20 protein-coding genes and 1 tRNA gene are annotated in these 20,932 nt (G+C 67.5%); 8 read left to right on the plus strand and 13 right to left on the minus strand.

Features of this window, described 5'->3' with window-relative positions; translation table 11 throughout:
• Positions 1-67 precede the first annotated feature (67 nt).
• The 4 genes from BW733_RS00320 to BW733_RS00335 are packed head-to-tail and all read left to right on the plus strand — an operon-like array spanning position 68 to position 3,368.
• Positions 68-430 (plus strand): hypothetical protein, encoded by a 363-nt coding sequence (locus BW733_RS00320; protein ID WP_077346875.1) that lies wholly within the window; start codon positions 68-70, stop codon positions 428-430.
• On the plus strand, positions 427-879 hold the full coding sequence (locus BW733_RS00325) for a hypothetical protein (RefSeq protein WP_077346877.1): 453 nt from the start codon (positions 427-429) through the stop codon (positions 877-879). Before BW733_RS00320 ends, BW733_RS00325 begins: the two co-directional genes overlap by 4 nt.
• A gap of 51 nt (positions 880-930) precedes the next feature.
• Positions 931-2,412 carry an Eco57I restriction-modification methylase domain-containing protein gene (locus BW733_RS00330; RefSeq protein WP_152024501.1) on the plus strand — a complete coding sequence of 494 codons (1,482 nt, stop codon included), beginning with the start codon at positions 931-933 and terminating at the stop codon, positions 2,410-2,412.
• Positions 2,409-3,368, plus strand: coding sequence for a BsuBI/PstI family type II restriction endonuclease (locus tag BW733_RS00335; RefSeq protein WP_077346879.1), 960 nt, complete (start codon positions 2,409-2,411; stop codon positions 3,366-3,368). The genes BW733_RS00330 and BW733_RS00335 overlap by 4 nt, the downstream gene beginning before the upstream one ends.
• A 577-nt stretch (positions 3,369-3,945) precedes the next feature.
• On the opposite strand, the gene BW733_RS00340 is transcribed toward BW733_RS00335, so the two are convergent.
• The 5 genes from BW733_RS00340 to otsB form a co-directional block, all read right to left on the minus strand.
• A complete protein-coding gene (locus tag BW733_RS00340) occupies positions 3,946-5,283 on the minus strand; it encodes an ISL3 family transposase (protein WP_202970239.1) in 1,338 nt (445 codons plus the stop codon).
• Between the two features lie 309 nt (positions 5,284-5,592).
• A complete protein-coding gene (locus BW733_RS18105) occupies positions 5,593-5,769 on the minus strand; it encodes a hypothetical protein (RefSeq protein ID WP_161490091.1) in 177 nt (58 codons plus the stop codon).
• A gap of 329 nt (positions 5,770-6,098) precedes the next feature.
• Positions 6,099-6,527 carry a hypothetical protein gene (locus BW733_RS00350; RefSeq protein WP_161490092.1) on the minus strand — a complete coding sequence of 143 codons (429 nt, stop codon included), beginning with the start codon at positions 6,525-6,527 and terminating at the stop codon, positions 6,099-6,101.
• Positions 6,528-6,742: 215 nt separating this feature from the next.
• Positions 6,743-7,228 (minus strand): ASCH domain-containing protein, encoded by a 486-nt coding sequence (locus tag BW733_RS00355; protein ID WP_152024503.1) that lies wholly within the window; start codon positions 7,226-7,228, stop codon positions 6,743-6,745.
• Positions 7,229-7,451: 223 nt separating this feature from the next.
• Positions 7,452-8,288: a trehalose-phosphatase gene (gene otsB / locus BW733_RS00360; RefSeq protein ID WP_077346887.1), complete on the minus strand. Its 837-nt coding sequence runs from the start codon at positions 8,286-8,288 to the stop codon at positions 7,452-7,454.
• A 106-nt stretch (positions 8,289-8,394) separates the two neighbouring features.
• On the opposite strand from otsB, the gene BW733_RS00365 reads away from it, so the two are divergent.
• Entirely contained in the window at positions 8,395-9,792 is a 1,398-nt protein-coding gene (locus BW733_RS00365; RefSeq protein WP_077346889.1) for an alpha,alpha-trehalose-phosphate synthase (UDP-forming), read from the plus strand.
• Here BW733_RS00365 and BW733_RS00370 read toward each other — a convergent pair.
• The 3 genes from BW733_RS00370 to BW733_RS00380 form a co-directional block, all read right to left on the minus strand.
• Entirely contained in the window at positions 9,789-10,166 is a 378-nt protein-coding gene (locus BW733_RS00370) for a hypothetical protein (RefSeq protein WP_077346891.1), read from the minus strand. The genes BW733_RS00365 and BW733_RS00370 overlap by 4 nt on opposite strands.
• Before the next feature lie 107 nt (positions 10,167-10,273).
• A tRNA-Asn gene (locus BW733_RS00375) sits at positions 10,274-10,346 on the minus strand.
• Positions 10,347-10,408: 62 nt separating this feature from the next.
• Positions 10,409-10,912, minus strand: coding sequence for a hypothetical protein (locus BW733_RS00380; protein WP_077346893.1), 504 nt, complete (start codon positions 10,910-10,912; stop codon positions 10,409-10,411).
• 144 nt (positions 10,913-11,056) lie between these two features.
• On the opposite strand from BW733_RS00380, the gene BW733_RS00385 reads away from it, so the two are divergent.
• Positions 11,057-11,926 (plus strand): sigma-70 family RNA polymerase sigma factor, encoded by an 870-nt coding sequence (locus tag BW733_RS00385; RefSeq protein WP_077346895.1) that lies wholly within the window; start codon positions 11,057-11,059, stop codon positions 11,924-11,926.
• Here BW733_RS00385 and dnaG read toward each other — a convergent pair.
• Positions 11,835-13,661, minus strand: coding sequence for a DNA primase (gene dnaG / locus BW733_RS00390; RefSeq protein WP_077346897.1), 1,827 nt, complete (start codon positions 13,659-13,661; stop codon positions 11,835-11,837). The genes BW733_RS00385 and dnaG overlap by 92 nt on opposite strands.
• A gap of 34 nt (positions 13,662-13,695) precedes the next feature.
• Between dnaG and BW733_RS00395 the strand changes: the two genes are divergently transcribed.
• Complete coding sequence (locus BW733_RS00395; protein ID WP_237268251.1) at positions 13,696-14,460, plus strand: ABC transporter permease; 765 nt, start codon at positions 13,696-13,698, stop codon at positions 14,458-14,460.
• On the opposite strand, the gene BW733_RS00400 is transcribed toward BW733_RS00395, so the two are convergent.
• On the minus strand, positions 14,461-15,525 hold the full coding sequence (locus tag BW733_RS00400; RefSeq protein WP_418361336.1) for an HD domain-containing protein: 1,065 nt from the start codon (positions 15,523-15,525) through the stop codon (positions 14,461-14,463).
• A 69-nt stretch (positions 15,526-15,594) separates the two neighbouring features.
• Entirely contained in the window at positions 15,595-16,881 is a 1,287-nt protein-coding gene (locus tag BW733_RS00405; protein WP_077346903.1) for a citrate synthase, read from the minus strand.
• Between the two features lie 224 nt (positions 16,882-17,105).
• Here BW733_RS00405 and BW733_RS00410 point away from each other — a divergent pair, with 224 nt between their 5' ends.
• The gene (locus BW733_RS00410) at positions 17,106-17,567 is read left to right on the plus strand and encodes a D-arabinono-1,4-lactone oxidase (protein WP_202970240.1); all 462 of its coding nucleotides are present in this window, start codon (positions 17,106-17,108) and stop codon (positions 17,565-17,567) included.
• Positions 17,568-17,570: 3 nt separating this feature from the next.
• On the opposite strand, the gene dusB is transcribed toward BW733_RS00410, so the two are convergent.
• On the minus strand, positions 17,571-18,722 hold the full coding sequence (gene dusB, locus BW733_RS00415) for a tRNA dihydrouridine synthase DusB (RefSeq protein ID WP_077346907.1): 1,152 nt from the start codon (positions 18,720-18,722) through the stop codon (positions 17,571-17,573).
• A gap of 64 nt (positions 18,723-18,786) precedes the next feature.
• The gene (locus BW733_RS00420; protein WP_077346909.1) at positions 18,787-20,925 is read right to left on the minus strand and encodes an alpha-galactosidase; all 2,139 of its coding nucleotides are present in this window, start codon (positions 20,923-20,925) and stop codon (positions 18,787-18,789) included.
• Positions 20,926-20,932 lie beyond the last annotated feature (7 nt).

Raw genomic sequence — 20,932 nt, forward strand, 5'->3', positions numbered from 1 at the left:
TCACACGCATCTTGCAGATCGAGGACTGGACACTTACGTCGGTGACGAAACCGACGTACCGTAGAACATGGCCACCAAACGCTACGACCCCACAGCGACCGACTTCAACGGCCGCTACGCCCGCTGGGTCGCCGCCCTCGAATCCGGCACCGAAGCCGAGCTACTCGAAGCCACCATGGCACTCCCGACGCTCAACAAGCGCGTACTCAAGAAGCTCGCCGGAGTAGACCGAGACGAACCAGACTCGACGGTGCGGGCGGAGCAGAAGCGCGTGATCGTGCTGCTCAGCGAGATCAACGCCAACCAGGCCGCACGCCTCCGTGAACGGAAGCAGGCGGAGCAGCGCCGCCGCGACCGAACCGTGCGTGTCGAGCGCCGAGTCGAGCTACCCGCTACCTGCGCCAGATGCGGAACCAAGCTCAAGAAGTGAAGACCACGGGCAGGCCTCGCCTGTACTGCTCGCCCGCCTGCCGCAAGGCCGCCTACGAAGACCGCCGCGCCCACCGCGACGGTGCGGTCCAGGTGCAGATCGTTGAGAGACTCGTCACAGAGGTGCGAGAGCGCCTCATCGAGGTACCTCATCCGAGGAGCGACTGCATCGATGCCGTGCTCTACGACAACGATGCTCTCGTCCAGGCCATGTGGGTGCTCATCGACAACGTCGCCGACCAGAACTACGAAGCGTTCAGCCCGGCTCAGTCACGATTCTGGGATCTCTACAACAACGTCGAAGTCCTCTACGAAGCGCTCGTGAAGCGTGCAGCAGCCGATGACCGTCGCCCTGCCGCGCCCGACGAGTCGACGCCGAGGAACAAGCACAGGCGCAACATGCAGCTCATGACCCGGCGGCATCCGCCGATGGGAGCGATTGACCAGTAGCACTCGGCGTGCTCCCCGGTCGCTGTCGGTGGTCCCAGATACGATGAGAGCGTGTTGGCGACAGACCTCCTAGGCATCGCCGAGGTCGAGCGAGTCGCCGCCCTCGGCGGCCTCGACGCGCGCACGCAGAGCGACCTGGGGCAGTTCTTCACCCCCGCCGCCGCCGCTCAGCTGATCGCCTCCCTGCCGAGACTGCCATCGACCGGCACACTGCGCGTGCTCGATCCTGGAGCCGGCTCCGGCATGCTCACCGCAGCTTTAGTGAGCCGCGTGTTGACAGAACAGCCGGAGTTGTCGGTAGAGATCGTCGCAGTCGAACGAGACCCTACCATGCTGCCACACCTTCAGGCAACCCTCGCCGAGTGCGAGCGCGCTGGGGAAGGTCGAGTGGTGGCGGAGGCCGTCGTGGCCGATTTCATTCTCGACTCCACGGGCTTAGATGCCTCACTCAATCCGGATGCACAGTTCGATCTAGTAATCGAGAATCCGCCTTACGGAAAGCTCGCGGCGTCAAGCACACACCGAACCGCCATGCGTGCCGCCGGAGTCGATACTCCGAACCTCTACGCTGCGTTCCTTGCCCTGTCTGTAGCAGCGCTGCGGCCCGGTGGGCAGGTTGTTGCGATCACACCCCGATCATTCTTCAACGGCCCGTACTTCGGCGGTTTTCGCTCCCACTTGCTCGACTCCATCGCGCTTGACCGGGTACACGTCTTCGACTCCCGCTCGACTGTGTTCGCCGACACGGGCGTGCTTCAGGAGAACGTCATCTTCTCTGGAACTCGGGGAGCTAGTCCCGATGTCGTTGAGCTTTCGGTCAGCCGCGACCACACCGACGACATCGCGTCGCGCCTCGTACCCTACGACGATGTCGTCTTCCCAGATGACCCCAACCGATTCATCCGACTGGCAACCGATGTCGAGGACACCAGGGTTGCCGAGCTGGTGCTGTCCCAGCCTTGCGCACTGACCGATCTTGGCGTACAGGTGTCGACCGGGCGGGTGGTGGACTTCCGTTCACGCCATGCGCTTAGCGGCGTCGAACTGCCGGAGGCGGTACCGCTGATCTATCCGGGCAATCTCCGGGACGGTGGAGTGCTCTGGCCTCGGGCAATCCGCAAGCCTCAATGGTTCCAACCGATCGACGACAAACACCGGGCGATGATCCTCCCGGAGGGCTGGTACACCGTCGTCAAACGGTTCAGTGCGAAGGAAGAGCGCCGACGGATCGTGGCATCAGTCTGGTCGCCTAACGACAACCCTGGTGAAGTGGCCTTCGAGAACCACCTCAACGTGTTCCACATCGGAGGTCGCGGGCTGGACGAAGACCTCGCTAGAGGCATCTCGGTCTGGCTCAACTCGTCGGTAATCGACAAGTTCTTCCGCACCTTCTCGGGCCACACTCAAGTCAACGCCACCGATCTCCGCACCCTGCGGTTCCCAAGCATGGAGACCCTGCGTCGCCTCGGCCGGACCGCCGTCGTGTCGCAGGTCGAGGTCGACTCGCTTGTCAAGGAGTTGATTGCCGCATGAGCGAGCTGAGCAACGACGCCTACGAACGAGTCGAAGATGCCCGCATCGCCCTGGAGACGCTCGGCATGGATGCAGAGCGCAGCAACGAACGTTCCGCGCTCGTGCTCCTGGCGCTCTTGCGGCTCACACCCGCTGAGTCATGGGCAGAAGCAGCCAACCCGATGCTCGGAACACGGGCGATCATGGATTTCATCCGCGAAGAGTACGGCAAGGACTACGCTCCGAACACTCGCGAGACCGTCCGACGGTTCACACTCCACCAGTTTGTGGAAGCACAACTCATCGTCCAGAACCCTGACGAGCCGCAACGCCCCGTGAACTCGCCCAAGTGGAACTACCAGGTCACAGGAGAGGCGCTGGACGTGTTGCGCGCCTACGGCACCGACGCCTGGCAATCTGCAACCGACCGATACCTTGCTGACCTGCCCGGCCTCAAAGCACGCTACGCGGCCGCGCGCGAGATGGATCGCATCCCGCTGACACTCCCGGACGGCTCGATCTTCACCCTGACGCCCGGCGGGCAGAACGTGCTCCTCAAAGCCATGGTCGAAGACTTCTGCCCGCGCTTCACGCCCGGTGGGCAAGTGCTCTACATCGGCGATGCTGGCGACAAGTGGGCACTCTTCGAACGAGAGACGCTGTCCTCGCTCAACATCGAGGTCGACGAGCACGGCAAGATGCCCGACCTCGTCATCTACCTCCCCGACCGCAACTGGCTCGTGCTCCTGGAAGCAGCAAGCTCACACGGCCCCGTCGACTCGAAACGCCAAGCCGAACTCACCAACCTGTTCGCACAGTCAACGGCAGGCCTTGTCTACGTCTCCTGCTTCCCTGACCGGGCAGAGTTCCGCAAGTACGTCGACAAGATCGCCTGGGAATCCGAAGTCTGGTGCGCCGACCACCCGACCCACATGATCCACTACAACGGCGAACGCTTCCTCGGACCGTACGCTTGACATGTCGGTTGCAGATTCACCAATGCCAATCAACTACCCCGGCTGGGGATGAGATGTTCCTGCACGCTCCTTTCCCACAACGACTAGAGAACCTGTCACAAGGGCATCCCCTCTACGGACTCGATCTGCGAACGCTGAGTGACGAGCGGCTTGCGGACGCGGGCGCGCGTGCGATCATCCCAGATTGGGCGAGCGTGTGGCACCACCTTGACCACCAGAACACTGCACATAGTGAGATTGCGAATCTGGCGAGTTCGATCTTGCGACGAGTCACCCGAGTCATCGTGTGGAGCACCCGGCTTGCGCGGCTAACTGAGGACAGCGACTTCTCGCTTGACCGATTGGACGAACTTCTCGAAGCAACGACGCTAACCTACATCCAGATGGTCGGAGCGTTCGACGCCATTGCGATCATCAACGGGCTTCTCAGCGGCCAGACCAACTATCCGGCAATGGCGTGGCAGCGCAGGCGCTTCCGTGATTCAGTCCGTCTAGTCGCACCCCGCGCAGCGGAGCTCATGGACGACGGGACACCTGGCGATCTTTACTTCCAGGCAATTCGGGCTTTCCGGGCTCTTCATACCTGCGGTGGGTCGAGGTTGAGTCCGCCGCCGATGAGGAGCATGCGTAGTCGGTAGTTCTCGCGGTTGCGGAAGCCTCTGGCGATGCGTCGGTGGAGCTCGATGAGCCCGTTGATGCTCTCGGTGCCGCCATTGGATGCGCGGCCGGTGTCGAAGTAGGCCAGGAAGGCGTCTTTCCACTGTCTGAGGGTGCGGCCGAGTCGGGCGATCTCGGGGATCGGGCAGGAGGGGAACCCGTCGACGACTTGCTCGGCAATCTGGCGGCCCTTGGCTGGGTCGGGGTGGGCGTAGGCGGCTCGAACCTTCTGGGCGCACTGACAGGCGACGTGGACGGCGTCGTGGCGGTCATCGGCGGCGATCGCCGCGGCGAGGCGGGCGTGTTGCTTGTCTGTGAGCCGTTCGGCCGCGCAACGCAGGATGTTACGGATCCCGTAGAGCGGGTCGCCGGAACGACCCCGGTGGCCGTGGATCTCCTGCTGCACGCGGCGGCGGACCTCATCGACGGCCCGGCTGGCCAGAGCGACCACATGAAACGCATCAAGGACGGCGGTGGCGTCGGCGAGCTTGTCGTCGATGGCGTTCTTGTAGCCGCGGAACGGGTCCAGGGTGGCGACCTCGACCCCGGCCTTGAACCCCTTCCCGCGCTGGTCGAGCCACGTCTTGTACACGGTGCCCGAACGTCCCGGCACCAGATCGAGCAGCCGGGCATGGACGCGTCCGTCCTTGTCACGAGTGAGGTCGACCATGCCGGTGAGCTCCTTGGGGCCACGCTTGCGGGGGCTCACGTGGTGCCACAGGTGCTCATCCACCCCAAGCGTGGTCACGCCGGCGAACCGGGACTCATCAGCGGCGGCACGCTGCAGGATCGGCTCGATGCTGGTCCACACAGTCCGCCACGTGGTGGCCAACTGCCGAGCCAGCCCGGCGATGCTGGCGTGCTCGCGTCGGACCTGCTCGGTCGCCCAGCGACACGCCCGGGTGGTGAGCATCGCGCGTGGCTTGGCGATCTGTTCGTCCTGCTCGGTGAACACCCCTACGGGACAGGACGGCTCGGGACACGTCCACGTGCGTTTGCGCCAACGCACGCGTGTCGGGGCTCCGAAGCAGGGGATGTCGACCAAGGTGAGCGTCCGTCGGCCATGGCTGCGGGCTACCACCCCGCAGGTCGGGCAGCCCATCATCGCTGGTGGGGACTCGACCTCGACCACCAGCCCGGCAGGTCGCCGGTCCACTCCGATGACGTGCACGCCGGGCAAGCCGACCAGACGGTCACAGTTGTCGCAGTAGGCGTCGTCATGGGGGCAGCGCGCAGCACACGTCGTAGGCTCAGACACAGTCGGGGTCCTCGGTGGATAAGAAGCTTGGTAACTCCTGATCCTGAGGGCCCCGACCCCTACCTCAGCCCACCCCGCTCACCCGGCGTGTCGCCCCCGACCCCACCGCAAGTACGAAGAGCCGCTTTCCGCAACACCATCCATAAGCGCATGCCAGACGTCGGTACTTCAGCGCCCCACCAAGGAGACCCAGCTCACACTAAGGCAATCCTGACGCTCGAGTCGAATGGGCACCGAGAGATCATCGACACATTCACCGCTGTGGGCTGGACGAAGTTTGTTGGCATTGACCCTGCAGGACCGGACTGGCTATTCCTTCGACCGGAAACTGCTGTGAATCTCTTGAAAGCCGAGGGCATTCCTCTCCTCAATGAGCTTCTTGCTGCGACGCCAGCGGATCGCCTCGGCCCCGCACGATTCGCGCTGGATGACGATGCGACGCTGTACCCGCGGCAGATGCAAGACTACGCGCTTGAGTATCTTCATCTCGGACATCTCGTCCCGAAACCCCGTTAGTTGGACCGCGTCTTCGCCCAGATCGTGCCGCGGTGAACGCCGAAGCGGCGCGCCAATGTGGTCACGCTGACACCGGCAGCTCGGGCTGTTCGCATAGCGTCCACTTCGCTCTCCGTGAGCCGTGTTCGAGGTCGCTTCTTTGGTTCCGCCGACACCCCGATCAGCGGGTCGTCAGCCTCGCCGTCGGCCTCGGCATCCCCGCGAACGCCTCGACTCCACGCGGAAACGAGCCTCTCAACCCGTGGTCGCCTGTTCCCGCAACGCTCCATTGCTTCCACTCGTAGTGTCGTCCGGTCCGTTCAGCCGAAGCGGACACCGATGACCTCGCCCTCCCAGGCACAGCGGTCGGCGACCTCGTCCAGCACGGGCCTTTTGCCGACCCCGTAATACCCGCCCGCTCCGTCCACCTGATCGCCAAGTCGCCTGACGCCGACTCCAGAGATGGCGATCGTGATCCCTGCCCCGTCCACGAGACTGGTCCCTCGCGGCCACACGGTCGGATAGGTAGCCCCCTGAGTAGTATCAGTGATGCCAATGCATCTCGCGTCCGTGACAGCCACGGTCCCCTGGATGCTCGGATCGTCTCCCGTGAGGAACCCCGCGTCGGTGACGAGTACCACGTCACCGACATCGTTGAGCGTCACACCGCCCGAGCAACCGGCCAGCGCAGCTGCGGCCACCACGCACACGGTGAGCGGGCCGACGATCCGGCTTCTGCGCTGGATCAACACGTACTCCGAATGTCGAGCAAGACGCTCGCGCTCTCGAACAGCCACATGCCTCCCCTTCCTCCCGCGAGAACGCGCTGCCCTCCATGTCAGCGGGGCGGGAAGACGAGGACCCGCAGATCCAACGTCGCGAGGTGGGGTCGATCACCGCGCCAGCGTTGCACGCCCACGCTACGTCGTGGGCAGACAACGACAGTTCGCTCCCGCCGAACGAGCTACGGGTCCAGCTGCTCGAGGACCGACTTCAGGACGCGCGCGCTCGGCTCCCAGAGACCGAACCGGCTGCGGGTCGCGACCGGCTTGTCGAGAGCAACCGGATTCGCCAGGACGAGATGCTGGTGTGAGCGGCGAGCCCACGGCGAACACATCTGGATCGCGCGACCGTACTGGTCCTCGCCGCACCAGGAGGCGTCGTGACAGTCGACCAGGTCGGCGACGCCGATGATCGCGCCCAGCTCGTACTGGCGCGGGGCGTCGACCCAGGCTGGGGCGATGCGCGGGAGCCGACGCAGGGCCCCGACATCCGGGGACTCGGGAGCGAAGATCGCGACGCGGCCGCGATAGCTGGTCGGAAGGAGCCGGTTCTCGACGTCCTTCTCCTCGTGCAGGATCTGCCACGCCCATGGCTGCCTGACGCTCAGGACCCTGAGCTCGGAACCACGCTGTTCGACGGTGTCGGGCGCGATCGCGCGACTGGTCACGGAACTTCCTTTCTGGATGGGGCGCGACGCGGCGTCGTCGCCCTGCTCGGAGCCAACCGGCTCGGGTGTCGATCCGGGTCGATCAGGTCGATCGCCCCGGTCATCGGACTGCTTCGTCCTGCCCATGCATCCAGTGTAGAAAAGGGCCATTCGCGACCCGGCAGTGGGGTGTGGTTCCTGACGCTCCGGCGCCCGCACCACCCGCCGCGGGTGGCCCGTACGCTCAGGCCTCGCGGGCGATCCTCGTGGCGAGGTGCTGGAGCCAGTCGGCCATCCCGTCCGGGCCGTCGGCAAGCAGGTCGGCCTGTTCGGCCACCGCGACCTGCTCGGTCGACCCGCTGACCACCCGACAGGCGACAACTCCCTCGCCGCGGGCCTCCTGCAGCACCTCGAAGGCGGGCAGGTCGCCGAGATCGTCGCCGCACATGGCGACCACCCGCGCACCGGTCTCGGCGATCAGCTCGCGCAGTGCGTCGCCCTTCGTCACCTTCGAGGTCCGCAGTTCCAGCACGCTGCGCCCGGGTTCAAGGGTGAGGCCGAGGTCGCCTGCGATGGCGACCAGCCGCGGAAGCAGCGCCTTGTAGGCACCGGCGGGATCGTTGCTCGGGCGGGTGTGCACGCCGAGCGCCTGGCCCTTGTCCTCCACCTCGACCCCGCTGAAACCCGACCCCGAGATCGCGGCCTCGACACGGGGAAGCGCCGCGGCGATGGCCTCAGGCCTTGGCGCCTGCGACGTGAACGAGGCGCCGACCTCCCACCGCTCGGCCCCGTAACCACCCAGGACGATCAGTCCCTTCAACGCAGGCCTCTCGTCGAGCCTCGCAAGGCGACGAACCGTCTCCACCCCGCGTCCGGTGATGATGGCCAGGTGACCGAGCCGGGAGGCGAGCACGGTCAGCGCCTCGGCGGAGCGTTCGTGGAGCCGCGAGTCCTCCGGGTTGGGGACGATCGCCGCGAGCGTTCCGTCGAAGTCGAGCGCCAGCAGGGTCTCGGATGGTCTCTCCACCGCGGCCCGCATGAAGTCGTCAGCCGCATCGGTCACACCACGCCACGTATGCATGCCCCCACTCTGCCAGCCCACAGCGGTCGGCGCGCGCGCCGGAGTTGGTCCCGCGGCCCCACAACGGCCGTTCTCGGTAGGGTGGTGGAGAGCCTAGGAGGATTTCATGTCCGAGCGAGCACGCTTCGTCGTCGTCGCCAACCGCCTGCCAGTTGACCGGATCGTCGCCGAGGACGGCACGGTCGACTGGCGCACCTCGCCCGGCGGTCTCGTCACCGCCCTCGAGCCCGTCATGCGCAAGCAGGGAGGGGCCTGGATCGGCTGGCACGGGGCACCCGACGAGGAGGTCGAACGGTTCACCCACGACGGCTACTCGGTCGTTCCGATCCCGTTGACCTCCAGCGAGTTCGAGGAGTACTACGAGGGGTTCTCCAACGCGACGCTGTGGCCGCTGTACCACGACACGGTCGCCTTCCCCGAGTTCCACCGCGAGTGGTGGGACGCCTATGTCGTGGTGAACCGGCGCTTCGCGGAGGCCGCGGCCGAGGTCGCCGACGAGGGGGCCACCGTCTGGGTCCAGGACTACCAGCTGCAACTGGTTCCGCAGATGCTGCGCGAGCTGAGGCCCGACCTGCGGATCGGCTTCTTCCTGCACATCCCCTTCCCCCCGGTCGAGCTGTTCCTTCAGCTGCCGTGGCGACGCAAGATCCTCGAGGGCCTGCTCGGCGCCGACCTCGTCGGCTTCCAGGTCGCAGGCGCAGCCGCCAACTTCCTGCGGCTGGTGCGCACCCGCACCGACCACAAGATCGAACGCGACCACGTGCGCGTCGGCGACCGTCTGTGCCACGCGAAGGCCTACCCCATCTCCATCGACACCGAGGGGTTTGCGGCGCTCGCCGAGTCCCCGGAGGTGATTGCCGAGGCTCAGGCTCTCCTGGACGACCTCGGACACCCGAAGACCGTGCTACTTGGCGTCGACCGCCTCGACTACACCAAGGGTTTGCGGCAGCGTGTCCGCGCGATCGGAGAGCTCTTCGAGGAGGGCCGCCTCGACCCAGCGGAGGTCGTCTTCCTGCAGGTGGCGACCCCTTCGCGGGAACGGGTCGAGGAGTACAAGCGCCTTCGCGACGACATCGACCTGCTCGTGGGCAGGATCAACTCGGAGCTGGGCGGGGTCGGTCGGCCACCGATCGTCTACCGACACGCAGGCTTCCCCCGAGCCACGATGGCGGCCATGTACCGGATCGCAGACGTCGCCGTCGTCACTCCGTTGCGCGACGGGATGAACCTCGTGGCGAAGGAGTACGTCGCGTGCCATCCCGGAACTGACGGCGCTCTCGTGCTGAGCGAGTTCGCCGGCGCGGCCAAGGAGCTCAAGCAGGCCTACCTCGTCAATCCCTATGACCTCAACGACATGAAGGACGTGGTGTTGCGGGCCATCGAGGATCCGGTCGAGGAACGGCGCCGTCGCATGCGGGCGCTGAAGCGCCAGGTGAAGACCCACACCATCGACGCGTGGGCGGACAACTTCCTCGGCGACCTCGAGAAGCTCAGCCGTCGCTAGTCGTCAAGCCCGATGAACCGTCGGAACGCCTCGACCCCCTGATAGGTGATCGGCTCGGCGGGGCGGTTGAGCTGCTCGGGTCGGAGCCGGAACCGGACCTCGTCGACAGGCTCACCCAGCCGGTCGACCGGGACCACATCGAAGCGTTCATAGCCGGTCTTCTCGCTCACCCGCGCAGAGCTCGTCCTGAGCCGCTCCGGCGGAAGCAACGCCCAGTCCGTGAGGAACGGGTAGCCGCTCCCCTCCGGCACGATCCCGTCGACGGCGACGTCGAGCAGGCCGGGCACATCGTCTGGCCCCATGGCGCGCAGCTCGAGCTCGCCGCACGCGATGGACACCCCGAACGGCGGGTAGATCTCAGCCCAGTCAGCCATGCTGGGAGCCTATCGCGCCTGCTGGCTGACGAAACCCGGGGAGGACGGACAAAGAGACAAGGACGCCCGAGAAGGTGAATCACCTTGTCAAGCGGCCTTGGACAGCGCTCCCCGGACTGGACTCGAACCAGTAACCCTTCGATTAACAGTCGAATGCTCTGCCAATTGAGCTACCAGGGATCGGCATTGCTGCGCGAGAGGAAACATTAGCAGAGTCCCCAGCGGCTATGCCAATCGACTCCTCAGCGCTCGGGGAAGTACTCGCTGATCAGCCGATCGGTCTCCGCGACCACCGCCTCGCGGGTCTCGGGATCGTTGAGATCGGCCCCGCCAGAGGGGACGGCGTACCACTGGACCGGCTCGTCCGCGCCGAGGCCCCTGCGCGCGACGATCTGGACCTCACCTCGACGGGGCGCGTCGAGGACGACCTGCACGACGGTCGACGCCTCGATCCGCTCGCGGAAGAGGGCGGGCAACTGTCCCGGCTCGGTGAGCCTGACGTCGTGCTTGGCACCGTCGACCGTCTTCCAGCGGAAGGTCTGCGACTCGCCCTTCCACGATCCGCCGCCGACCTGCTCCCACGGCCACACCGTCCAGGTGCCGTCCTGCCCGAGCACGAGGGCCTCCCTGGTGCCCGCGAGCACGACGTCGTCGCCGGTGCCGTGAGCGAGCACCTCCGGCCTGCTCCCGAGGGCCTCTTCCAGGCCGGCGAAGAGTGCGGGATCGGTGCGCTTGAAGATAGCCATGCCCCCATTCTGCCCGTCCAGACCACAGCCACAAGGAGGGGTGCTCGGCCCAGCCCTGTGGAAAAGAAGTGTTGTCCGTTGCGAATCGTCCACAGACCCACGCGTTCCGAGGGACGCACCGCGGTCGCCGGGCGAGGGTGAGGCATGGAAACCATCGACATCCCTCTCATCTGGCTCGACGACGGAGACGACGTGCGCCTGGCCCGCGCCGTCGAGGCGGGCGTCTACGCGGCGCACCTCATCGCGACCCAAGGCCCCGACCACAGGCTTCAGGCGGTCGTCGAGGCCGGCCACAGCGCGGAGGAACGCCTCTGGTGGGTCGGACTTCGCATCGCACGCATGATCTCCTCCCGGGTCGCCGCGACCAACCAGCTGCCCCGCGACGACCTGTTCCAGGAGTCGTGTGTGGCGGTCGCCCAGGCCATCCGCGCCTTCGACCACTCCCGCGGGGTCCGCTTCACCACGTTCGTGCACCATGTGGTGCGTCAGTCGCTGTTGGATGCGGAGAAGTTCCGCGTGGGAACCTCCGCGGCCTCGCGCTGGGACAGGCGGGCCGCGCGCCTCGTCGAGCTGGCCCGGCGCCGCGACCCACGGCAGAGCATCGTCGAGGCAGCCCGGGCCGCCGGAGTCAGCGTCGGGGCCGCAAGGAGAGGCAGGACGCGCCTGGTTCCACTGGACGACGTGGCCACGCATGACCCTGGGGCGGAGTCGACCCTCGAACGGGTGGGCCTGCCGAGCCTCGAGTTCCTCGACCTGCTGACCCCGAGGCATCGGATGGTGCTGCGCGAGCGCTACTTCCGCGAACGGATCACCTTGGCCGAGTTGGCAGCCCGGCTCGGGGTGTCCACGTCAACAGCGTGCAGGTGGGAGCGCAGCGCGATCGCGGAGGCGCGTGCGGTGCTCGACGCGGAGCGCACGACGCTCAGCCGAGGCCGACGCTCTGCAGCCGCTTGCGACGCATCTCCAGTTCCGTCAGTTGAGCGAACTGGGCCCGGTGCCCCGTCGGATCCTTGACCGGGTCCGTGCGCTGCAGCCGCGACTTCAGGTCGGCGATCTCGCGGGTGACCCGCGAGAGTTGGAGCCGCGAGGAGTGCATCAGCGAATAGGTCTCGTCCGGCTCACGCAGCAACGGCTCGACCAGGAGCGCGACCAGGAGCTGCTGCACCAGCTCGTTGGGGGCCTCTGCGCGCAGCCGGTCGGCCCAGCCCTGCTGGAACGGCACCGACGCGATCAGCCGGAACACGGCGGCATAACCGGGGTGCGCGAAGTCCGTGGGCTCCACGGAGTTCCACGCCGCGTCGAAGGTGAGGGGGAACTGCAGCATGAGCTTCAGCGTGTCGCGTTCGAGCCGCAGGGCGGGGTCATCCGGGTTCGGCCAGCCGGGGTCGGCCGCAGGGCGCTCGGGCTCGGCCACCTCAACGTGTTGACGGTGCCTGCCCGCGTTGGCAGCCTCACGGCGGACGTCATCGAGGTCCATGCCGAGCACCCCCGCCAACTCGCGAAGGTACTGGGAGACCAGGGACTGGTCGCGGATCGAGCCGACCAGCTCGGCCCCCTCCCGTGCCGCGGCGAGCCTGCCGTCGGCGCGGTCGAGGTCGTAGCTCTTGGCGATGTTGGCCATCACGAAGCGGTAGAGCGGGATCCTGCGGGCGACCAGCTCACGGACGGCCGCCTCGCCCTGCTGCAGGCGCAGGTCGCACGGGTCGAGCCCCGTCGGCTCGACGGCCACGTAGGTCTGGGCGATGAAGTTCTGGTCCCCCTTGAACACCTTCAGCGCGGCCGCCTGGCCTGCCTTGTCGCCGTCGAAGGTGAAGATGACCTCCCCGTGCAGCCCGTCGCTTGTGCCCATGAGGCGCTGCAGGAGCCTGCTGTGATCGTCACCGAATGCCGTGCCACAGGAGGCGACCGCCGTCTCGACGCCTGCGAGGTGGGCGGCCATCACGTCGGTGTAGCCCTCGACCACCACGGCCTGCGACTTGCGGCCGATCTCGCGACGGGCGAGGTCGAGGCCGTAGAGCACCTGGGATTTCTTGTAGACCGGTGACTCGGGCGTGTTGATGTACTTGGCTGGCAGGCGGTCGTCGTCATAGATGCGACGGGCCCCGAAGCCGAGCACGGCCTGGGCGGAGTCACGGATCGGCCACAGGACGCGGCCGGTGAAGAAGTCGCGGCCCGAATCGCGCACGAGACCGGCCGACTTGAGGACCTCGTCGGTGAATCCCTTCGCCTTCAGCGTCTGGCGCAGGGCGGATCCGTGCCGCGGCGCGTACCCGATGCCGAAGTGCTGGGAGACCTCGCGGTCGAACCCGCGACCATGCAGGAACTGACGACCCGCGACCGCCTCCGGCGAGTCGAGTTGGGCGGCGAAGAAGGCCTGGGCGGCCTCGTTGGCCTCGAGGATGCGCTTGCGCATGCCGGGTGCCTGCCCGGGGCCGGTGCCGTCGTCCTCGACCCGCAACACGATGCCCGCCTTGTCTGCCAGCACCTGGATGGCCTCGACGAAGGACAGATTCTGCTGACGCTGCAGGAACGTGATGACGTCGCCACCCTCACCGCAGCCGAAGCAGTAGTAGAAGCCCCGTGCAGGCGTGACGGTGAAGCTGGGGGTCTTCTCGTCGTGGAAGGGACACAAGCCCTTCAGCGAGCCGCCTCCGGCGTTGCGCAGAGCGACGTAGCCCCCCACGACATCCTCGATCCGGCTGCGCTCGCGGACCGCCGCGATATCCTCATCGTTGATCCGCCCGGCCATGACTCCCGAGTGTAGTGCCACTACTGTGAGGCTCGTGACGGTGGAACTGGGGTGGCAGCTCGGCCTGGCCCTCGTCCTGCTCGTCGGCCTCGGCACCGGTGTCGCGCTGTGGGGGCGACTGCCCACGGCGAAGTCCATCCCGTGGGTCGCGCTGCGCTCCGGTGCGCAGCTGCTCGCGGTCTCGCTCATCGTCGGCGTCGCCCTCTCAGAGGTGTGGCTCGCACTCATCTTCGTCAGCGTGATGTTCACGATCGGCGTGTTCACCACCTCGCGCCGCACCGGGCTGCGCACCTGGCGGTCGCGGGGCGCAGCCGGTCTTGCGATGCTGGCCGGGGCCCTTCCCGTCCTGGCGATCATCTTCCTCACGGGGACCGCGCCGCTCAACGGGCCCGCCCTCGTGCCGATCGCGAGCATCATCATCGGAGCGATGATGACCACGCAGACGCTGGTCGGACGCCGGGGCTTCGCCGAGCTGCGCGGGAACCTCCCCGAATACGCGGCCTACCTCTCGCTCGGACTTGAACGCACGTACGCCGTGCACGCGATCGTGTCCCACTCGCTGCACGAGGCGGTCATCCCGGCCCTCGACCAGACCCGCACCGCCGGCCTGGTCACCCTTCCCGGCGCCTACGTCGGGGTGCTGCTTGGCGGCGGTTCTCCCCTTCAGGCGGCCGCCGCGCAGGTGCTAGTCCTGGTCGGGATCAACTGCGGCCACACCTGCACCGCTGTGACCGCACGGTGGCTGATGGCGAGGGGATGGCTGCTTCCGCCCGATCTGCGCGAGCGGCTCCGCCCCTGATCAGGCTCCGCGACCGATGCCCCGCGGCAGCCGCTTCGGATCCCAGCCGAGCAGGATCTTCGCCTGTTCGAACGCGAACCGGTCGGTCATCCCCCCGACGTAGGCCACGGCTCCGCGCACCAGATCGTCGTGGAGGTACTCCCCCGGCAGCGCGTCGGGATTGTCAAGGTAGTAGCCGACCAGATCGGTCAGCACCCGCACGACGGTGTGTGACTGGGCGAGAGACTCGGGCCGGGTGTAGATCCGCTCATAGTTGAACCTGCGCAACTCGCCGAGCGCCTCGGCGGTGGTGGCGTCCATGCCGACGCAGCCGTGCAGCGAGGTGGCGTCGATCACCGCGTTGATGAAGGTGGCAAGCTGCTGCCTGCGACTCGTCCCCGCCACCTCCCGCACGATCTCGGGCAGCTCGGAGACCTCGACGATCCCGGCGTGCACCGCGTCCTCGAGGTCGTGCGCACAGTAGGCGATGCGGTCGGCCCACGAGACGATCTCCCCCTCGACCGTCGCGGGCGCGGGCCTCGACCAGGAATGGTTGCGGATCCCGTCCAGCGTCTGCACCGTCAGGTTCAGCTCGGCAAGCACCACGTCCGCGCCCCAAGGGCCATGGTCGTAGCCGCCGTCGATGAACTGGTCGAACGCATCCTCCGAGGCATGACCGCCCGGTCCGTGACCGCAGTCGTGGCCCAGCGCGATGGCATCGGCGAGCGTCACGTTGACGCCGATCCCGCGGGCCATCGCGACGGCGGCCTGCGCCACCTCGAGGGCGTGGGTCAGGCGGGTGCGCTGGTGGTCGGTCGGGTAGACGACGACCTGGGTCTTGCCCGCGAGCCGCCGGAACGCCGTGGAGTGCACGATCCGGTCACGGTCCCGCTCGAAGCAGGTGCGCAACGGATCGGGCTCCTCGGCCCGGGGGCGCTCGCCTGCCCCCTCGGCGAAGGTGGCCTCGCTGACGAACTGCAGCCGCTCGAGCGCCTCCCTCGCCTCACGCCGACGGGCACCGCGCGCCGTGACGCGGGCCTGCGACGTCGAATGGGCGGAGATCAGGTCGTTCCCGTGGCCGTGCATGGTGGCGGCCCACAGCTTCGTCCGGGGCAGGAGCGGTTCGTTCATGTCGCCGCCAACCTACCCGATGGCTCAGCGCTCGGCGCGTGGCCTCCACTCCGAGAGGTTCTCACCGGTGTAGATCTGCCTCGGCCGGTAGATGCGCTGGCGCTGGTTGTCGGAGACCTCCTTCCAGTGGGCGATCCAGCCGGGTGTGCGTCCGATGGCGAACATCACCGTGAACATGTCGACGGGGATGCCGATGGCTCGAAGGATGATGCCGGAGTAGAAGTCGACGTTCGGGTACAGCCGCCGTGAGGTGAAGTAGTCGTCCGACAGAGCGGCCTGCTCCACCTCGCGGGCGATGTCGAGCAGCGGATCGGTGATGTGCATCGCATCGAGCATCGAATGCGCCGCCTCCTTGAGGATGCGGGCACGAGGGTCGAAGTTGCGGTAGACGCGGTGTCCGAAGCCCATCAGCTTCACGCCGGACCTGCGGTCCTTCACCCGGTCGATGTACTGCCTGGGCGTCCACGAGCCGTCACGGATCTGTTCCAGCATCTCGATCACGCCCATGTTTGCCCCGCCGTGAAGCGGCCCCCACAAGGCGTTGACGCCCGACGAGATCGAGGCGTACAGGTTGGCGCGGGACGAGGCGACCATGCGCACGGTGGAGGTCGAGCAGTTCTGCTCGTGGTCGGCGTGCAGGACGAGGAACATGTTGAGCGCGTGCGCCACCTCGGGCGTCGTCTCGTAGTCGCGGTAGGGAACCGAGAACATCATGTGCAGAAAGTTCTCGGCGTAGGGCAGGTCGTAGCGCGGGTACATGATCGGCTGGCCGATGTGCGACTTGTACGACGCCGCCGCGATGGTGCGCGTCTTCGCGAGCAGGCTCGCCGCCGCCTCACGGAACCCGTTCTCATCTGTGAAGTGGTGCTCCGGGAGATCGTGGCTCTGCAGTGCGCTGATCATGGCCGAGAGGATGCTCATCGGATGCGCGTTGGTCGGGAACGCGTCGAAGTGGTCGCGCATGTCGCGGTGCAGCCAGGAGTTCTCGGTCAGGAGATGGCGGAAGTCGTCGCGCTGTTCGGTGTCGGGCAGTTCCCCGAAGATCAGCAGTTCGGCGGTCTCGATGAAGCTGGACCGCTCGGCGAGGTCCTCGATGGGCACACCCCGGTAGCGCAGGATCCCCTGTTCACCGTCGATGAACGTGATCGCCGAACGGCACGAGCCGGTGTTGGCGTAACCGTCGTCGAGGGTGATCAGGCCTGTCGTGGAGCGCAGCGCGGAGATGTCGACCGCGCGCTCCCCCTCAGAGCCGGTCACGATCGGCAACTCGTAGCTCGTCCCGTCGATAATGAGGGTTGCTGTTTCGGACATGGACGTGGACCTCCGATCCGGACCGAGCGGCCCGCCTGTGAATCTAGCCAACCGCCCGACGCCTCCTGTCGGCGGGTCCGGCTACGGGAGGCTGCGAGCAGGGACTCAAGTCGCGGACACCACGCACCGCGCCGGATCTCTCGAGGTTCGGCGCCTCGCCGGCAGACGGCCCACGGCACCCGATCCCCGGTGCCGATCCGTCGCCCGCGACGGAGCAGGGCGGAGTGCCGGGCCCCTGGCACGCACGCCTCCCACACTTCAGGCTGGAGTTCACGCCTTCCGCGGGAGCGGAGATCCAGGCCGAGTACCTGCTGCCGCGCACGGACGTTCCGGCCGCCATCGCCACACTGCAGCCGCTCGCCGACGACATCACCCGCCTGCTGCACGTCTCGGAACTGCGCACCATGCGTGCCGACGACCTGTGGCTCTCCCCCGCCTACGGGCGCGACACCGTCGGGATCCACTTCACGTGGAAGGACCGGCCGGACGAGCTGTACGCATTCCTGCCAACGCTCGAGGCGGCGCTGCCGAACTCGGCCCGCCCCCACTGGGGAAAGATGACAACGCTGCCCCCGGAGGAGATCACCGCCCGCCACGAGCGCTGGCCAGACTTCGCCCGGCTCGCCGGGTCGCTCGATCCGGAACGACGCTTCGTCGGTCAGTACCTGGAACGCCTCGGCCTCTGAGGCCTAGCCCCCCGACACGCCGATCTCGGCGTCGGCGAGATCGAGGTCACAGCCGGACGTGTCGTCGTACCAGCCGTACGGAAGCACGACCTTCCCCCGCGGCGAACCCTGACGACCGCGAGGGGTGCCGAGCTCGGCGACCGGGAACTCGGCCGACGCGTCGAGCTCGTCGACGAGGCCGCGCAGTTCGTCCAGCGTGGAGACCATGGCGAAGCGACGGCGCAGCTCGCCGACCGGGTAGCCCTTGAAGTACCACGCCATGTGCTTGCGCAGGTCGGTCAGCCCGTGCCGCTCGTCCGAGAGTGCGACGAGCAGTTCCGCGTGGCGGATGATCATCCTGCCGACCTCGCCGAGGGTGGGCCGCAGCCGGAGCTCCTCACCGCGGAACGCGGCGGCGAGGTCACCGAACAGCCAGGGTCGACCGAGGCAGCCGCGCCCGATCACGACCCCGGCGCAACCGGTCTCGTCCATCATCCTCAGGGCGTCCTCGGCCTCCCAGATGTCGCCATTGCCGAGCACGGGGATGTCGACGGCGTCGACCAGTTCGCGAATGCGCGCCCAGTCGGCCTCGCCCGAGTAGGCCTGCTGGACGGTGCGACCGTGCAGCGCGATCGCCGCGGCACCCTCCTCCTCGGCGATCCGGCCCGCGTCGAGGAACGTCTCGTGTTCGGCGTCGATGCCGATCCTGGTCTTGATGGTGACGGGGACGCCGAACTCGTCGGCCGCCCTGACCGTCTCGCGGACGATCGAGCGCAGCCGGTCACGCTTGTACGGGAGCACGCCACCGCCGCCCTTGCGGGTGACCTTCGGCACGGGACAGCCGAAGTTGAGGTCGATGTGGTCGACGGCGAAGTCGCGGATCAGGATCCGCGCGGCGTCGGCCATGACGTCGGCATCGACGCCATAGAGCTGGACCGAGCGGGTCGTCTCCCCCGGATCGAACTGGAGCATGTCGTGCGTCTTGTGGTCGCCGACCACGAGGCCGCGCGAGGTGATCATCTCGCAGACGTACAGGCCCGCCCCCTGCTCACGACAGAGCTGTCGGTAGGCGGCGTTTGTCACGCCCGCCATCGGCGCCAGCACCACGGGCAGGTCGACGACCACCGCGTCGCGGCGGCTCGGTGCGTGCAGACGCAGCGGGGCAACGGCAGGCATGTCTCTCCTGAGGGTTCGGGCAACCACAGGAGTTTACGTCAGGGCGCCACGACGGCCGAATCCTCTAGAGGCGCTCGAGTTCGAAGAGCACCGCCGTCTCCGGCAGCAGCTGAGGACAACGCAGGCCCGCCTGCATCAGCACCCGACCGGGCAGTTCGACCGGGGCCGCCTCCCATGGCGGACGGTTCGCGGGTGGGATCGGCTGCCGGTCGATGGCCGTCACCCGGTACCGCGCGTCCGGGTCGAGGCCGCGGAAGCGGAGCATGCCGAGGTTGCCGAGCGGGCTGGCGGAGAGCTGCGAGACGGAGAAGATCGCCTTCTCAGGAGTGACCACCCCCTTGAAGTACGTGTCAGGGTCAGGCAGGTCGATGCGGACGACGCGTCCGGCGAGAAGCACGTCCCGGTTGGTCTTGTACCAGTCGATCCACCATGCGAGTTCGCTCAGTTCGTCCTCGCTCGCCTGTGCGAGGTCCCATTCGATGCCGAGATGGCCGAACACCGCGGTGGCGGCCCGGAAGCCGAGGTCGTGCCAGCGTCCCGTCGTGTGCGACCGGCCGGAGGCCACGTGGCTTCCCTGGAACTCGGGTGGGATCAACTGCCCGGTCCACCAGAGCATCCGCTGTCGCTCGGCCGGGTCGATGATGTCGGAGACCCAGACGCGTTCGGCTCGTCTGAGCACCTCGAGGTCGACGCGGCTGCCGCCCGAGCTGCACGACTCGAACTCGACGTGGGGGTGGGCCTGCCTCAACGCGTCGAGGAGGCGGTAGAAGGCGAGCGTCTGCTCGTGGACGGCCGCCCGCCCGTGCGGGGCGGTGCCAGCGTCGACGAGGTCGCGGTTGTGGTCCCACTTCACGTAGTCGATCCGGTTCTCGCGCAGGACGGCGTCGACCTGGGAGAACACATGCGTCCATGCCTCGGGAACCGACAGATTCATGATCTGCTGGAACCTGGCCTGGACGGGGAGCCGGCCGGCGGGCTGCATGATCCATTCGGGGTGGGCTCGCGCCACGTCCGAGTCCTCGTTGACCGCCTCGGGTTCGAACCAGAGGCCGAACTGCATCCCGAGGTCGTGCACCCGCTCGATCAGCGGGGTGAGCCCGTTGGGCCAGGCGTCGCCCGAGACGACCCAGTCGCCGAGCCCCGACCGCTCGTTGCGACGGGAGCCGAACCAGCCGTCGTCGAGCACGAAACGCTCCACCCCGAGCGAGGCGGCGCGCTCGGCGAGGTCGAGGAGCCTGGCCGCGTCGTGGTCGAAATAGACGGCCTCCCAGACGTTCAGGGTGACCGGACGCTGGGCGGAGGGGGCGTGCGGAAGGCCGCGCAGGAACTCGTGGAACCGTCCGGCGACCTGATCGAGCCCCTCACCGTGGGCGAAGTAGAGCCAGGGGGTCGAGTACCGCTCCCCCGAACCGAGGCGCACCTCGCCGGGCAGCAGCAGTTCTCCTCCGGAGAGAGCCTGGTGGCCGTTGAGATCGCGCTCGAACTGATGGACGTGGTTGCCGCTCCATGCGGTGTGGACGGCCCACACCTCGCCGGCGGCGTAGCCGAAGCCATGCGTCCCCGCGTGCAGGACGTAGGCCGCGTCGGGCCCAGTGCGACCATGCCTTCCCTCCCTGCGGTGCTGGCCGACCCCCATCTGGCGACGCTGGGGGAACCGTTCGACGCCCCAGCGTCCGGCGAAGTCGAGCACCTCATCGGCACGGGCAGGCACCGGCAGCGAGAGCGTGAACTCGTCGATCTGGTAGCCGGGCTCGCCGGTGTTGGTGAGCGTTCCGCGCACGGCGACGAGCCCCTCTGCGGTCAGCTCGACGAGGATCGTGAGTTCCAGCCCGGATTCCGGCGCGGCGGCGTCGAAGCTGACGAGCGAGGATCCGAGTTCGTGGTGACCCACCAGTCCCTCGCCCTCGAAGGCGACACGGGTCACCCGCCAGTCGGGCGTCCATGCCTCCCCCGCGCGGGAGCCGATCAGCCCCGGTCGGACGGTGATGCCCTCGCGTGCCTCCGGAAGCATCGCGTAGCGAAGCGGCACGTCCGGCTGACTCGCCATCACAGGCAGCCGTTCGGCGGTGATCAGCTGGGCGAAGGCTTCAGCGTCGACCCGGCCGAGGTCGGCTCCCCAGTGGAGCACGCGCGGAAGTCGGGAGTCCTCTACCGCGAGCACGAGGCTTACCCCGGCCGACGAGAGATGCAGCGTTGCGTCCATGCAGAGA

The sequence above is a fragment of the Tessaracoccus flavescens genome (assembly GCF_001998865.1).
GTDB classification, from domain to species: Bacteria; Actinomycetota; Actinomycetes; order Propionibacteriales; family Propionibacteriaceae; genus Arachnia; species Arachnia flavescens.

Coding starts and splice junctions, on each gene's coding strand:
- BW733_RS18105 (WP_161490091.1), bottom strand. CDS start 5,769: ATGAAGATACTCAAGCGCGTAGTCTTGCATCTGCCGCGGGTACAGCGT.
- BW733_RS00380 (WP_077346893.1), bottom strand. CDS start 10,912: ATGGCTATCTTCAAGCGCACCGATCCCGCACTCTTCGCCGGCCTGGAA.
- otsB (WP_077346887.1), bottom strand. CDS start 8,288: ATGCATACGTGGCGTGGTGTGACCGATGCGGCTGACGACTTCATGCGG.
- BW733_RS00370 (WP_077346891.1), bottom strand. CDS start 10,166: ATGGCTGACTGGGCTGAGATCTACCCGCCGTTCGGGGTGTCCATCGCG.
- BW733_RS00320 (WP_077346875.1), top strand. CDS start 68: ATGGCCACCAAACGCTACGACCCCACAGCGACCGACTTCAACGGCCGC.
- BW733_RS00400 (WP_418361336.1), bottom strand. CDS start 15,525: ATGCACGGCCACGGGAACGACCTGATCTCCGCCCATTCGACGTCGCAG.
- BW733_RS00385 (WP_077346895.1), top strand. CDS start 11,057: ATGGAAACCATCGACATCCCTCTCATCTGGCTCGACGACGGAGACGAC.
- dnaG (WP_077346897.1), bottom strand. CDS start 13,661: ATGGCCGGGCGGATCAACGATGAGGATATCGCGGCGGTCCGCGAGCGC.
- BW733_RS00335 (WP_077346879.1), top strand. CDS start 2,409: ATGAGCGAGCTGAGCAACGACGCCTACGAACGAGTCGAAGATGCCCGC.
- BW733_RS00365 (WP_077346889.1), top strand. CDS start 8,395: ATGTCCGAGCGAGCACGCTTCGTCGTCGTCGCCAACCGCCTGCCAGTT.
- BW733_RS00405 (WP_077346903.1), bottom strand. CDS start 16,881: ATGTCCGAAACAGCAACCCTCATTATCGACGGGACGAGCTACGAGTTG.
- BW733_RS00420 (WP_077346909.1), bottom strand. CDS start 20,925: ATGGACGCAACGCTGCATCTCTCGTCGGCCGGGGTAAGCCTCGTGCTC.
- dusB (WP_077346907.1), bottom strand. CDS start 18,722: ATGCCTGCCGTTGCCCCGCTGCGTCTGCACGCACCGAGCCGCCGCGAC.